10 protein-coding genes and 1 pseudogene are annotated in these 15,008 nt (G+C 39.8%); 2 read left to right on the top strand and 9 right to left on the bottom strand.

The window, feature by feature from the left end:
* Window positions 1–54: 54 nt before the first annotated feature.
* The 7 genes and pseudogenes from NJ959_RS03330 to NJ959_RS03300 form a co-directional block, all read right to left on the bottom strand.
* Window positions 55–612: pseudogene (locus tag NJ959_RS03330) on the bottom strand (glutaminase); the annotation flags it as partial.
* Between the two features lie 272 nt (window positions 613–884).
* On the bottom strand, window positions 885–1,640 hold the full coding sequence (locus NJ959_RS03325; protein ID WP_254010327.1) for a MinD/ParA family ATP-binding protein: 756 nt from the start codon (window positions 1,638–1,640) through the stop codon (window positions 885–887).
* Between the two features lie 243 nt (window positions 1,641–1,883).
* A complete protein-coding gene (locus tag NJ959_RS03320) occupies window positions 1,884–3,290 on the bottom strand; it encodes a reverse transcriptase family protein (RefSeq protein ID WP_254010326.1) in 1,407 nt (468 codons plus the stop codon).
* Between the two features lie 175 nt (window positions 3,291–3,465).
* Window positions 3,466–4,152, bottom strand: a complete 687-nt coding sequence (gene rnc, locus NJ959_RS03315; protein WP_254010325.1) for a ribonuclease III — start codon at window positions 4,150–4,152, stop codon at window positions 3,466–3,468.
* 74 nt (window positions 4,153–4,226) lie between these two features.
* Window positions 4,227–4,580: a helix-turn-helix domain-containing transcriptional regulator gene (locus NJ959_RS03310; protein ID WP_254010324.1), complete on the bottom strand. Its 354-nt coding sequence runs from the start codon at window positions 4,578–4,580 to the stop codon at window positions 4,227–4,229.
* A 67-nt stretch (window positions 4,581–4,647) separates the two neighbouring features.
* Window positions 4,648–8,244 (bottom strand): tetratricopeptide repeat protein, encoded by a 3,597-nt coding sequence (locus NJ959_RS03305; protein WP_254010323.1) that lies wholly within the window; start codon window positions 8,242–8,244, stop codon window positions 4,648–4,650.
* 766 nt (window positions 8,245–9,010) lie between these two features.
* Window positions 9,011–9,181 (bottom strand): hypothetical protein, encoded by a 171-nt coding sequence (locus NJ959_RS03300; RefSeq protein ID WP_254010322.1) that lies wholly within the window; start codon window positions 9,179–9,181, stop codon window positions 9,011–9,013.
* A gap of 180 nt (window positions 9,182–9,361) precedes the next feature.
* On the opposite strand from NJ959_RS03300, the gene NJ959_RS03295 reads away from it, so the two are divergent.
* Window positions 9,362–12,196, top strand: coding sequence for an NACHT domain-containing protein (locus NJ959_RS03295; protein WP_254010321.1), 2,835 nt, complete (start codon window positions 9,362–9,364; stop codon window positions 12,194–12,196).
* Between the two features lie 21 nt (window positions 12,197–12,217).
* Here the strand turns inward: NJ959_RS03295 and NJ959_RS03290 are convergent, their stop codons facing one another.
* The gene (locus tag NJ959_RS03290; protein ID WP_254010320.1) at window positions 12,218–12,547 is read right to left on the bottom strand and encodes a coiled-coil domain-containing protein; all 330 of its coding nucleotides are present in this window, start codon (window positions 12,545–12,547) and stop codon (window positions 12,218–12,220) included.
* 295 nt (window positions 12,548–12,842) lie between these two features.
* Here NJ959_RS03290 and NJ959_RS03285 point away from each other — a divergent pair, with 295 nt between their 5' ends.
* Window positions 12,843–13,028 carry a hypothetical protein gene (locus tag NJ959_RS03285; protein WP_254010319.1) on the top strand — a complete coding sequence of 62 codons (186 nt, stop codon included), beginning with the start codon at window positions 12,843–12,845 and terminating at the stop codon, window positions 13,026–13,028.
* Window positions 13,029–13,250: 222 nt separating this feature from the next.
* Here the strand turns inward: NJ959_RS03285 and NJ959_RS03280 are convergent, their stop codons facing one another.
* Window positions 13,251–14,894 (bottom strand): SWIM zinc finger family protein, encoded by a 1,644-nt coding sequence (locus NJ959_RS03280; RefSeq protein ID WP_254010318.1) that lies wholly within the window; start codon window positions 14,892–14,894, stop codon window positions 13,251–13,253.
* Between the last annotated feature and the right edge of the window lie 114 nt (window positions 14,895–15,008).

The following is a 15,008-nucleotide window of genomic DNA, read 5'->3' as shown; positions in this document are numbered from 1 at the left end:
TCAGGAGAAAGGATTCACGTATTAAGATTTTTGTGAAAAATAGCTTCCTCTTAATTACCAATTATCAATCAACTCATCCCCCTCAATCCAAGCTTTTAAATCATGTTCAGATTTAGCAACATTAAACAGATGTAAGCCAAAATCTCTAGATATTTGCTTGCACACCTTAATTCCTCGGACACTATTTCCCTTAGCATCTAGAGGTGGTGAAAAAGTGCCAATCCCCAATTTTCCTGGTACTGCGGCGGTAATACCACCTCCTACTCCACTTTTAGCAGGGATTCCCACTCGATAAGCCCACTCACCAGATGAATCATACATACCACAGGTGAGCATCACACTCAAGACATCCTGAACATAATGCTCATCAATCGCACGCTCCCCTGTGATTGGGTTAACACCACCGTTAGCCAGAGTTGCTGCCATCATCGCTAAATCACGAGCATTGACCATAATAGAACATTGCTGAAAATAGAGATCGAGAGTCTCATCAATTTTTTCACTAATCATGCCAAAGTTTAGCATTAAATATGCGATCGCGCGGTTGCGATTTCCCGTTGCTTTCTCTGACAGGAACACTGGTAGATTAATATCCAATTCCCTACCTGTATAACTTAGTGATGTCAAGTCGTTCTTTTCGTTTTTTCTACCATTTTTTCTATCATACTTTGCTCTTTTGGGTAGGGGACTTGAAATGAATATTCATCAGTAATCAGTTATGGCAGTCGCCAATACTGTTGTAATAATTGTCTTGAAGCAATGGGTTTGATCCCATTGTTTCTGTTATGACAATGGGACAAAACCCATTGTTTCTAATAGATGGAGAGTTGTAGATAAGTAGTGTCCTAATCTATCTGACTATGGTTATATCACTTAACCAAAGATTAAGCCATAATCTGATCGGCCACCTTTCTAAATTCTTTACTAACTAGATGATCTGGGTACTTAACACAAAACACCCCTTCACTAGCCAGTTGGACAAGATCTTCTGATAAAGGAAAAATTCCTGCTACTGGGATATCGTAAGTTTCTTCTACTTTTTGTCGCAATAGATCAAAATTAACTTTGGTCAATACCTTGTTCACAGCTAGCAGCATCTTCCGTACCTTTAATTGCTTTGCCACATCAATAGTTACTGCTGTACCTTGGTAATCCTGTTTATCGGGACGGAGAATCAAAACCAAAACATGGGAGATGGCAATAGAAAGGAAGGTTTCTTTAGACAAACCTGGGTGGGTATCGATGAATAGATAATCAAGTTGGAGAGCTTTCACCAACTTACGAAATCCATCATGGAGCAAACTGACATCATATCCATCTTTCAGAATTCGGGCAATATCGTCTGCTTTGACGCTAGAAGGAACTAAAAAAATCTTGCTATCGCCTGTCAGCCCTACATTATCACTGACATCATAGGCAGCGTCTTCAATAGGGCTTTCACCCCAAAGGTAGTTATTGAGGGTTTTGTTCATGTTTTCTGGTTCCAGGCAAAACAGATTGTGAATGCCAGGGGAAGGAACATCGGTATCGACTACACCAACTCTATTTCCTTGCATAGCAACGGTTGTTGCCAGGTTCGCGGTAAAGTTAGATTTGCCTGTTCCACCTCGATATGAATGAATTGAGACAACTTTTGGCATGGGTTCACTACTAGGAATTAAGATTTATTTGATATAAAGTTACCATTGTATGAGTCTAGGTAACAATTCCTTTTACCACACAATAAGCTTCAAGATCCCTAAGTTTAATTATTCATAGCAAACCACAACAAACTGTATGCCAGTATACAGTTTGTTGTTATATGTGATTGATTAAGAGCTGATTTATAAACTAAAAATTCAGATCCTGTAGGTTGATAGGAGCGTTAATTTCCATGCTAGATACTACGAAAAACGGTATTGTTCTTTTATTCTTTGCACTTGTTCCTGAAACTCAGCCCCTTTTTCCGGATTCACCATAGCGACAAAATTAGCATAACCTTGAATTGATGCGATCGCATCATCAGAATTTCCCCATCGCTTTCCTTCTGGACCATCTTTTTCAATTTGATAAAGAGTGGCACGAAAGCGTTTTAGATCTTTTTTGGCAATAGTGGGACGCTCGTTAACTACTACTCCAGTAACTTCTTGTTGGCGATTTTTACGCAGAATTCTGGTTTTTTCTTGATTAATAGTAAATCCTTCATGGGTGACAATTGACTCAGTACGTCTGAGGATATTACAGATATGCCTGAGACTATCTCCAGAAGCAGAAAAGGTCAAGTCATCGGCGTAACGGGTGTAAACAAACCCGAGATTTTCTGCCATTTGAGACAATCGGCGATCGAGGCGGCGACAGAGTAAATTAGTAATAGCAGGGCTAGCGGGTGAACCTTGGGGAAGATGGCGATCGCTCATTGCGATATAATAACTTTTACCATCTAGCTCCACTTCGGTAATTTCTGGTTCAGTACATAGTAAACCAAAAATAGTTGCCGCAGCTTCAGAATAGCCGAAGGAATGGAAAAGTCCCTTCACTCTTTTGTAAGAAATGGAAGGAAAAAAATCTTTTAAATCAAAGTTAATAATAACATCGCTACGGACATGGGGTTGGGCATTACTTACTATAGAGCGATCGCGCCGAAATCCGTGAGCAGTATCGTGGAGTTCTAGTTTTTCTAATATATTCACGAGAATCCAATGTTGTGCATTTTTCATTCGAGGCATAGGCGCAGAAATTAGGCGTTCTCCACCTGTCTTTTTGGGTATTTTAAAACGGATATAATGGGAAATTGTGGAAGTTTTACGGGAAAATGCAAGAAAGCGTAGTTGTCCAACTGTAATTCCCATTGTTGTGGCAATTTGTTCAGTTTTTCCACATACAGGTAAGCCGTAACTTTGTAACCTTTCCTCATTGCAATCGGTATAGTTTAATCCCCCCGATACACCTTCGCCGAGATAGGAAATTTCTTGTTCTTTTTTCTCTCGCCAAGCTTCAGCACGTTGTTGTCTTTCTTTTTCTCGTCTTTCCTTAGTTTCCTGACGTTTTAGCCGCGAGGCAGCCAGTCTTTCTTGAAGTAACTGCTTCCTCAATGCTTCCTCATTGTGAAGCACCCGATTTTCGGCACGGAGTTTACCTAATTCCTGTTGCAATTCTCCACGACGGCGAATTTCATCAGTGGGATCTTCTGGCATTTCCCCTTGGGCTGGCCAAAATCCGTAGCGAATCATCTCTTCCAGGATGAATTCCTCTCTACCAACTTGGCGAATGCGATCGTATAATTCTTGGCGAGTAAGTGGTTGCTCAGACATAGGAATTTTCGATTTTAGGGTTTACCCGATCAAAGTTTACCAAAATAAACAGTGTCGCTAGATGGCTCAACAATAATAACTAATCCGCTGTAGATGAATCGATAGTTCTAGTTTTTACTATAGTTTTTCATCCTTCATCCTTCATCCTTCATCCTTCATCCTTTTTTTGCCATCTCTACTCTAGCCCAGATTTTTTCAGTTTGGCTAGGGCATCAACAGCCGCACGTTTCTCCGCCTCTTTTTTGCTGTGCCCCCTACCTTCTCCGTACTCTTTGTCACCCACAAATACTTTAGCCAGAAATTCTGGGGCATGAGACAATCCACCTGATTGGATTGTGACATATTTAGGGGGATTTGTCCCTGTGTTTGCTAGTACCCATTGTTGAAATCGATTTTTGGCATCTACATCAGAGCGAGATACTACAATATTATCAGGTACAGAATCAAATAGGGCTTGGAGATGAGGGCGGAGTGCATTAATGTCAGAATGGTTGTCCAGATAGTAAGCAGCAACAACGGCTTCAAAGGTGCTACTAATCAAATTAGGATTAGTGAAACCTCCTTCTCTGATTGCGCCTTTCCCTAACCGCATTCTTAAATCTACACCTATCTCATTTCCAAATCTGGCTAGCTGTTTTTCATCTACTAATGCCGAGCGCCGCCGAGTCATTTCATCTTCTTCCATTTGGGGATAACGCTGATAGAGATATTCGCCACTTAAAAAAGTTAGTAAGGCATCACCTAAGAATTCTAATCGTTCATTATTATCTCCACCAAATTCTGGATTTTCGTTGACATAAGAACGGTGAGTTAGGGCTTGTCTCAGTAGCTTTTCGTTGCGTAATTCTAGAAGTTTGTGCATTTTTTCTCTCTTTATTTAATGGTTTGAATCGGCGGCATAGACGAATTTATGGTCGAAAATTTACCCAATTACGACTACACTGTTACTTCAGAAGCATTAGGTATCTTGTTGAGATGATCTTCAGCATCTTCATCGACAACAACAGTCAGGATCAATCCTAATGTTTTTAGCCAATTTAACAAACCATAAATTGTTTCAACTCCACCTTTCTTCATCAATTCATCCAGTTTATCCAAATGTAGCTTGGCTTCCTCTGGAGAGAGATTGACTTCTCCCAATGCCTCAGCAACATCTCTAAGTGCCAAAGGTAACAAGTTTGACTCAGGATTTTCTTCTTGTAAAATTGCCCAGAGATATAAAGCTGCTTCTGAAGGCTCTTTGAGCGACTCAATTAAGTATTCTTGATAACTTCTGGTTTTCGCTGCCATTTTCTTATTGGCAGGCAAGATGCCTGCCCTACAAATTTATGATATTTTTTTTATGTCTCCGTACCGATTATATCCGATTTGCGATCGCAACTGCTCGATCTAAAATTTTAATAGCTTGCTCTTTGTGTTCGTTTTCAATTAAGGCTTGAGCAATTTGAATTAACACCTTGAATTTTCCAGAATCATCGGTAATAGTTTCGACTACCTTCATTGCTCCATCCAATTTTCCTGCCAAGGTTAACTCGTAAGCTATGCCACCTAGTGTGTCAAATTTGTCAGACTTAAAGGACATACTTTGAGCTAGCTCTACAGCCGTGTCAGTATTGCCTATTTTTACCCAAGCAATCGCCAGATTATGTAAATTTATAACCTTCACCAAATCATCAGGAGTGCCTTGGAGCAAATTACCGATTTGGGTGAGAATAGACTCAGCTTGGGCTGTTTCACCTCCGGCAACAATTTGAGCGGGAAATTTAGTTAATGGCCAAATTTTTTGAGAGGTATCTGAAATAGTTTTTACCACCTCTATCGCTTTCTTAACGTCGCCTGATTCTCCTAACTTGATGGCAGTGTAGCTCAATACCTCATCTTTCAGTGTAGGATTGGAAATAGTTTCTGCTACTTTGAGAGCCTGGTCGAATTTTTTGGCTTCGGCTAAAGTAAAGCTTATCCTCCTTAACATATAAGCTTTGTCATAGTCATCTGAAATAGTTGATGCTAACTCCAAAGCTTGAGCAAAAAGCGAAGTTGCTTGTGATTCTTGTCCTTTTTCCGCCAACTTGACAGCCACAGTACTAAAAATGTCGGCTTTACCAGAAGGCTCTGAGATAGTTTTAGCTACTCCTAGGGCTTCATCTAGTTTTCCCATTTGTGCCAAGATAAAAGCTATCTGACTTACGGTTGATGTTTTAGTTGATTCATCGGGAATAGTTTGGGCAATTTTTAATGCTTCTTGGCTGTTTCCGGCTTTGGCTAAACTGGTAGCAACATCCCTCAATGCCCAAATTTTTGGATCTGGCTCAGAGATAGTTTCTACTATCTGTAAAGAGCGGGAAGTTTGTCCAGTTTGGGTAAAACAGGAAGCCACAGCACCCAAGGCTATGTTTTTAGCGAAGTTATCGGTGATGGTTTCAACTAAGGGTAAAATGCGATCGCAATCTTCCGGTTTTTTCGCATCCAAAACTATGTTGCTGAAGATTAACCCTCGCCGCGAATCGTTGGGAATTGTGGCGATTACCCTCAAGACTTGTTCAAATTGTCCCGATTCGGCTGCCATCGTACTTGCTATTATAGCTAATACTTCAGATTTCTGAGGTTCACGGCTGATGTTTTGTGCTAATTCTAATGCTTGGGTAAATTGTCCGCCATAACCTAAATCTCTAGCTATATCGCCCAACAAGTCTGCTTTTTGATAGCTATCTGGTATCGGTTGGATTAATTTCAATATTTGAGTTAAAAGTTCCTGACTTTTTTCCATTTCTCCGGCGGCAGCAAACTGGACGGCAATTTTTCCCAGCAGTGATGCTTTTGCGGATAAATTTTCGCTATTTTTTGTGGCAATTATTGCCGATTCAACTATTTCCCAACCTTCCTTCAAGATACCGGATATTCGCTCATTTTGTCCCGATTTCCGGTAACTTTCAGCAATTTTAATCAAGGCTGATGCTTTCATTTCCTGATTGGTGAGAGTTTGAGCCATCTGTAATCCTCGCTCTCTTTCTCCTGCTGCGGCTAACTCTACAGCTATATTCGCTAATCCCCACTCTTTAAAAATATCATTCTCTGAATTTTCAGCCAACTCTAATAGTCGATCGAATTTTCTATCATCACCCGAATTAAGTAAATCGGAACCAATCTTCCTCATTACCTCTCGTTTGAGATGCTCCGTCTCTGGATGACTTACCAAGTCTAAGGCTTGACTGTACTCTTTTATTTCGATCAATTTGAATACTATCTGAGTTATTGCTAACTGTTTTACTTCATCATTGAAGCTGTTAGCAATTTGTAATGCTTCTGAAACTGCACCCACTTCTACCAAGTTACTGGATATCAAAAATAATGATGATTCTTGTTGTTCTCGCTCGGGGATATTTCTGGCAATCTCTATGGATTGAGAGAGAATAGATTTGCTTAATTCTATTTGCCCATTTTCTATATATTTAGCTGCGATTATACCAAAAGTCTCTGCTTTATGTTCGGGATTTTTAATTGTATTTGCGATTTGGAATCCTTGTTTTAAAATATTTTTAGCTAATTCTCTTTTTCCACCTCGCTCATAATAAGTGGATATCTCAGACAAGGCAATAACTTGGAAGTATTCCATCTCAATTATTTGGGCAATTTTACTTGCATCATCCAAGTTTCCTGCGGCTGCTAATTTAGTAACCACAGCAGCTAATAAATATCCTTTCTCATCATCCTCGGTTAGGGTTTGATCGATGGGCAAGTCTTCTGAAAATTGACCAATTTCTGCTAATTTAATAGCGATGTCCACCACCGCTATTTTTTTTGAATAATTGTCAAAAGTTTGTATTAGTTGCAAAACATCTGCCATTCTTCCGGCTACTGCTAAATCGATGGCTATATTAGTTAATGCCGAATTTTTTAGATCTTCATACTCAATCTTTTGGGCAATTTGTAAACCATCAGAGAATTTTCTTGCTTTTCCATAGCTGGTGGCAATATTAGCTAATGCTCTATTTTTGCTCCCTCCATCTTGAATCCTTTGGGCGATTTCCAGTGCTTCGGCAAATTTTCCGATGCGAGCATATTTATCTGCAATTCCTTGTAGTGCATCTGAGTTAGAGTCGAGAAGTTTCACCACCTCCAAAGCGTCGGATAATTTCCCTGCTTCTGTGAATTGGTAAGCAATTTGGTTTAATGCACTATTTTCTTGAGAGGTATCTGGAATTTTTTTCGCGATTTGCAATGCCTCTGACAACTGCCCATCCTCTGCCAATGCAACCGCAATATTCCCTAATAACCAGGATTGATTAAAGTTAGGGGAAAAGTTGAATCTTTGGACTAGTTTTAAGGCATCTGACAGTTTACCTGCCTTAGCTAAATTGATAGCAATATCCTGCCAAGCTGAAGTTTTACTATCATCAGCCTTGATTGTTTCTGCTAAGGATATTGCTTTTGAGAATATCTGTTCAGCTACGTCTGGTTGTCCAATTTTTGCATAATTTAGGGCAATCTTTGCTAATAATTGGGATTGTATTTGTCGGGGATCTGTAAATTCATTGGGAATCTCGATTTCTGGATATGGACGAGTTGAATATGCGTTAATGGAGGGAGCGAAAATTTGGCTGAGGAGCAGTTTGGTTTGATTCTCATTGTGTTGAGATAAGGAAAACCTAACCCCCCCAACCCCCCTTCCCTCTAAGGGAAGGAGGGAGTGAAGAAATACTCCTCTCCTACTAGGAGAGGGGTTGGGGGAGAGGTTAAATGAAGCGGTTTTAGGGCGATTTAGTGATTTTGACGAGGGATTAAACTTCCCTCTACTAATAGTAGAATAGTTTTGGGAGAGGTTAACTGAAGAGGCTTGACTGCGATCGCAATTTACCGATCTCGATCCAGCATTTGTAGATCCCCAAACAGGATGAGGATTTATTAATATTAATAGAGTAATTAGTGGGAGGATGCGGTTATTTTTTAATGACATAAGGATGAACTCATAAATCTGCTTCCTAGGGCATGTTTTATTTCGTCCAATATCTATAGCGCTTCTCAATTTCATACAATAGGATTTTTTTAACGGAAAGAGCGCAAAGGGGGACGGAAAGGTACACAAAGAAGGGATAATATTTTTATGTTTTTTAGTCCTATTTTTCAATAAAAAAATAACGCACAGCTATTCGTTGGTTGCCCCTTCGTAAACCCCTCTGGACTAGACTGCTCAACTCCAGCCTACCCACACCCTACCTGCTTCATTCACTTTAAGAAAGTCAAACCGGAATAGCAGGTAGGGTGTGGGTAGGCACAGTCAAGAGCAGGCTAGTGATGCGTGTTTTGGCTATGCGCATGAACGGCGATCCACCGTCCGAATTGCAAGGCTGTTTACCAACGAATACCGCTGCGCGTAATTGAGCGGCAATGACAAGCTTGTTGCTTTTAGAGTGCCGGAATGTTTGATTCTACATTCTTTTTGGATTGTAGCTCTAGATTGCTGTAACCGTCAATGGAATTTACTTGGTGATGGATAGGGAGATGGGGAGATGCTCCCGCTCTATCTGTAGGGTGCGTTATGTAATGGACACTAGTATATATAGTTGAGTCACAGATTTTGCCTAAGTCCTGTGAGTAATAAATTTACAGAAGCGATCGCAGAGTTAGCAAGAGCTAAGTTAATCGTACTCTGGTTTCGGCTAAAATGCGATCGGCTTAACTGATGTCAGATGCGATCGCACTTTCTCCATTTACTCCTCGGTTTACTTGTCTGCCTCAATTTCTCCCCTTGATGAATTTTTTACAGAGGATTGGTGGGATGGCTGATTCTGTTGGGTGTGCTTTTCCAGCAACCAATCTACCAGTTTTGTGAATAACACTTCTAGCAGTTGTTCGCAGGATTTTTCCAGAAGCCAGAGAAGAATAATTTCCATTGATATTACCTCAATTGCTTAACTGACTTCAGTATTGCAATCTTTTTTTAGAGTTATCCATAAACTTGATTTTAGAGATAACTCTAAGTTGCCAGAGATAACTCTAAATATTGGTGGGATATTCCTCTGAATGATATCTTTATAGGTAGACTGGTGGTGACGCGATCGGGATAGTAGTAGATGTTGTGGCACGATTTTCTGAGAAAGATGGCTGGTAAATATGAACTTTCCGCAGATCAAGCGGCTGTTTTCTTAAGCAAGTTTAGCAGTGACAAAGAGGATCATGAGATCGCAGCATATTTACATATCTCATTACAGACAGTTAACTATCGTCTCACCGAAGTTTATAAAAAATTCAGCTTCCATGGTAAAGGTACGGGCAAGGCTTTCCAATTACTTCGCTTCCTGACTCTGGAATACGATAAAACTAAGGGTTCAGGGGTGGATACCAATTGTGTAAAAGTAGAGCAGGAAAATGAGTTAGTGACTTCCCCCCACAGGCAAGATGCCTGTGCTACGGATGATGAATTTATAGAAATGGGAGCGAAGGAGGTTTCAGAGTATTCAAGTTCATCCAATTCACACTCTGAATTGGATGAACTAATGGAAAGAGCGCAATTATTCCAGGTGGCTTCGGAAAAACTCGAACTGGTTAAACAGGCGGTAGAAATTGTTCCATCAGTAATTGAGGCAAAGAATGATCGTGAACGTGAGGCTTTTAATGAACTATTTAAAGATCTAGTCGAGAAACATATAAAAAGTAATAATACAACAAATAATTACAAGGAAGAAAGTAAATCTGATGATATAATTATTCAGACCGCCAAACAGACTATATCCTCTAATATAGACGATCAGAAAGAGCTGTTCGAAAACGAGTTTAGGAAATATGTCAGAATTAATGATCTATCTATTCAACAGCAAGTCGATTTACTATCGAAACGACTGGAAATTGACATAAGTATTGTTTGTAGCAATTTTGAATATGAAAAGCAGCATCACGCTCTAAGTTTTGAAAAGAAATTACAGATACTAGCTAAGTATAGTAAATTAAGCGATCAACCAATCAATAAATTTTTCGCAGGTGAGCCAGTTGATCGTAATGTTTTTACCAAAATATCTTCACTACTAAACATCGAATGTACAAAAATCATAGATTTCGATTTCCTGAGATTAATTGTTAAGATTGTTCCCCGGATGAGATCGCAATGTTACTCAAAACTTCAAGAACAGTGCGGTACTATGCGAATATTGGATGTTCCCACACCAATTAATTTGAATGACCTTTATGTTGATGTCAACATTCTAGAGAAACCCTCCAGCTACCAAAGATTAGAACGTTCTGATTTACCGCAAATCTATAACCCAACTACAGATGAATTCGATCGTTTTGGTTTAAGTAAGGTATGTGAAAAACGAGTGTCAGGGCTGATGGCAATAGACAATTATAGTAAATTAATGGTGTTGGGTAAACCAGGATCTGGGAAAAGTACCTTTTTGCAGCATATAGCTATTCAGTGTAATCAAGGTAAATTACAATTGAATCGAGTGCCAATTTTTATCCGACTGAAGACTTTTGCTGAGGAGGCTGGAGAGACAAGAGACTTCAGCTTATTGGCTTACATTAGTCGAGAATTAGAGAATTGCGATATTGCCGATGAATCGTTAACAGAGAAAATAGTTAAGTATGGTAGATCATTAATTTTGCTAGATGGCTTAGATGAAGTATCAACAAAGGATAGCAATGAAGTAGTTAAACAGATTCGCAGGTTTTGTAACAAGTACTATAAAAACCAATTTATCATCACCTGTCGAATTGCTGCTCAAGAGTATAGCTTTCCAGAATTTACATATGTTGAGGCAGCAGATTTTAACGAATCCCAAATTGAAAAGTTTGCTAAAAATTGGTTTGTAGCAGTTGCTAATCCATCTGAAAAAGAAGAAGGAAAAGCTAAGGCGATTAAGTTTCTTGAAAAGCTGAAACAGCAAGATAATCAGCCAATTCGGGAAATTGCTATTACGCCAATATTGCTAAATTTAAGTTGTTTAGTTTTCCAAGCTAAAGCAGAATTTCCTTCTCACAAAGCCAAGCTATATGAAGAAGGATTGGAAATTCTCCTCACTAAATGGGATCTAGACAGAGGGATTAAAAGAGATGAAGTTTATCGAGATTTGAATTTACCACATAAGATTAAGTTAATCGCTCATATTGCTTTATTGACTTTTGAGGAGGGGAATTACTTTTTTGCACAGGACAAAATTCAGGAATACATGGCAGACTATTTGCGGAGATTACCCCATATAAACAGCGATCCTGATCGATTAGAACTTGATAGCCAAGCGGTGTTAAAATCTATTGAGGCGCAACATGGTTTATTGGTAGAACGAAGCAGAAAAATTTATTCCTTCTCTCATTTGACGTTTCATGAGTATTTTACTGCCAAAGCATTTCTTTCTAGTTGGAATCGGCAGACTTCAGATAAATTAATCCTCCGCATCACGGAAAAACGTTGGCGTGAAGTTTTTTTGCTAATGACTGACATGATGGCTAGTCCAGATGATTTTCTACGGGAAATCAAGCAACAGGTTGATGCCATCTTAGCTTTAGATGAGTACTTACAGCGATTTATTGGCGCTATAAAACAGAAAGCAGGGAAAGGAATTCCCTATAAAGCAGCAGCGGTTCGGGGTTTTTACTTTGCGCGTTTCCTTAAATTTAGTCTCGATCTTGCTTTTAATCTGGATCGCAGCCTTAAACGTGCCCTTCAACTCGATCGCAATCGCGATCCATATCCCGATTTAGCGCTTCTCTCAGACAATGGTAAACCTTGGATATTTACCGAAGATAAAAAGGAATTGCTCAAGGAGTATCACCATGCTACTATATTATTAGTAGACTGTTTGAATAGCACTTCTAATTTAACTCGATCTGTACGACAAGAAATTGAAGATACTTTATTATTACCTATCGCTGAAATTGAGAAAAGGCATCCGCAACCCCTGGTAGGTAAGTAACTGGAAGTACATTCTCTCATTTCAAGGATTTCCTACCCAGCCAAACAATTTCGCCAATCCCCCCAAAATCGCCACGATTAAGGCGACTAATATCCCTCGACTGACAAATTCTTGATTCTCCAGTCGTTTTCCTAATCCATCAATTTTGCTATCTAGGTTTTTCTCCAACCCATCAATTTTTTGATCGAGACGTTTCTCTAAGCTGTCAATTCTATCATCAAGGCGTTTAACCTCACTCTTAACTTCACTTAATCCTAATTTAATATCCGTGACATCTTTTTGAAGATTATCTAGTTTTTGATTGATTTGACCTAAAATTTCCTTAAGATCGACTTCAATAGTGACTGACATTAATTACACTCCTGTTGTTAACTATAGAGATCTATTTCCCCGATCGGGAAAGCTCGGATCGTTATAAAATAGAACTCCATCATCGGATGGTATTTTCATTATCCCGGAACCGTAAAACTAATTTACGCAGTACCACTTAGCAGATTGTCCACTCCCCATCCTGCCAAAGTCGCTTACTGACGTAGAATTACCCATGCCCTAGATATTCATACTGAATTAGTTGCATACTGATAGTCTTACAATCATCAAGGGAATTTTACTCTTTAAGTATAAATAGTTAGCACCCCCTCAAGTAATGTTCAATTTAACCTTTACTCGCAACCTAATTGCCACAACCCTTGTCTTGACTCTCCTCAGCCTTGGTTTGGCTGAAATTTACGATCATCCAGAAACCACTGCTAAAGACAACCGATTTCAGCCAATTGGAGATGGGATGAAAGTAGTAGCGGTGATGAAAGCACAACAACTCCGTTACCATTAAAATGATGGCAAGAGATATAGCAATAGACAAGGCAGTTAAGGCATCAATAGTGAGGGGAGGGTGAAGCAAGAGGATATAAATATTTAGGGTTTGTTGCCAAGGTTATCGCCCTCTTGCTAGGCTAGCGCCAAGCTAACGCTAACACCCCTACCAATCCCTCTATGTCCTAACCGCTGTGGCGGTTGCTATATATTGAAGATAAAAATAAAAAAATCGCGCGATTTACTGAGACTGACGAGTAAACTGCATTCGCAGGGCTAAAATATGCTCGCAAGGTCCCTTATATAGTTTATTTTGTTGATACCAATTACAGGTACATGTAGCTTTAATTATACGCTCATCCGAATCAACTGTCAAGGATGGATTATAAGTTGTCCATTGATCCTGAACCGAACCTTGTAATGCAATCGCACCTGCGGTATCGCTAGTTATTGATGTTATCTCTATCCCATTCTTACCTAACAAAAGATTGGCTTTTTCTTCCCGTTCATTAGCAAATCTTAACCTTTCCATTGGTAAAGGTTCGCGACTTAATTCTCGCACCCGATAAACTTGCTTATTCAAGTCGTAAATTGCCTTTCCTGCTTGAGTATAAGCACCTAAAGCACCCAATACCGATGTCCGACTTAAATTCAAACGTTGGGCTAAACTATCGGGACTTTCCAACCAATTTTCTCGCAGGGCATCAAAAATTAGTTTCTGCGTCCATTCATCCACATCCCCACGAGGAGCCATTAAATCAAAATTACCAGATTGCGACCAATCATTAGCAGTCCATCCTGATAATCCTAACGTAAAAGACATATCCCCTAGATCGGCTACATAGAATGAGGGCATTCCCGTTCCCAATAGGTGAACCGTAAACTTTTTAGCAACAGGAATTAATCGTTCCAGAATATGAATTCTCCGCCTGCCCCAAATGCGAATTTCTTGTTCTTGAGAACCAGTATAAATAGAACGATAACAAATAACTTCTGTCCCCCAAGGATCAAAGATAATTCGGACAGGTTCCCCCGGTTTCAAATGATAGCGCATACTCCGGGGACCTTTCTTTTCTTTATGCCGCCGCAGGATAAAACAAATATTATGAATATCCATCGGATGCAAGTCAAATTGTGTGGCGGGTAATGACATGGCGGAACTAACTTGCAGGAAACCTCTTACCCAACTATCGGGTAAATCTATTTTAACTTCTTTATAGGCTTCCTCGTTAGTAGTTTGGACTTCAAATCCGGAGGGATCAACTTGAAATTGGGTAGTTTTGTAGCTGCGGATTTTCTGAAATTCGTCGTAAAGGGCAGCAGAATAATCTACATTAGTAGTACCGCAGGCGAATTCGTTGATATTTTTGAATACTTCGTAACTTGCACCTAATCGCCCGTAACTGGATTCATCGACACTAAAACATTCAAAAAATACTTCATCTGGATGTACGGTAATGACGGGATCGAAGACAAAATAGAAATCTAGTTGTTTTTGCCAAACGTAATGCTGGAATTCTCCCCTAGCTTTGTAATAGGGGGCTAATCGTTGATAACTATTCTGGTTTAATTGGTTTAACTCCTGTTGTAGTGGTTGGATTTTGTCGGCTAATTCTTCTCTTTGGAATGCGACGAGTTGCCAGTCGATTTCTTCTTGTTTGGCACGCCATTCTTGGTAGGCGGTTTTGTCTTTGGGTTGGTATCTTAAGTCCGAGATGACTACATCGTGGAGGGCGCTGATTGCTTCGCGAAAGGCGACGTTTTGGCGCAATTCACCGATAAAATATGTGGGGGGGCGCTTGATGTCGGGGGAGAAGGACATTTGGGTGTTTGCGCCGTTTTGGTTGACTGATGTGTTGCCTTGGTAGGTGTAGTTGAATTCCATGGTGTTTTTTGAGGATTTTTTTTAACGCAGAGGTGCGCAGAGGTTTACACAGAGGTGCGCAGAGGGTTTTTGTTGTTTGGTTGGTTAGGGGGGAAATATTAGGGAGAGGTTGAG

Source organism: Limnofasciculus baicalensis BBK-W-15 (assembly GCF_024178385.1).
Classification (GTDB): Bacteria; Cyanobacteriota; Cyanobacteriia; order Cyanobacteriales; family Coleofasciculaceae; genus Limnofasciculus; species Limnofasciculus baicalensis.
Note: the sequence above shows the minus strand (reverse complement) of the source record. Positions and strands in the feature narration are given on the sequence as shown.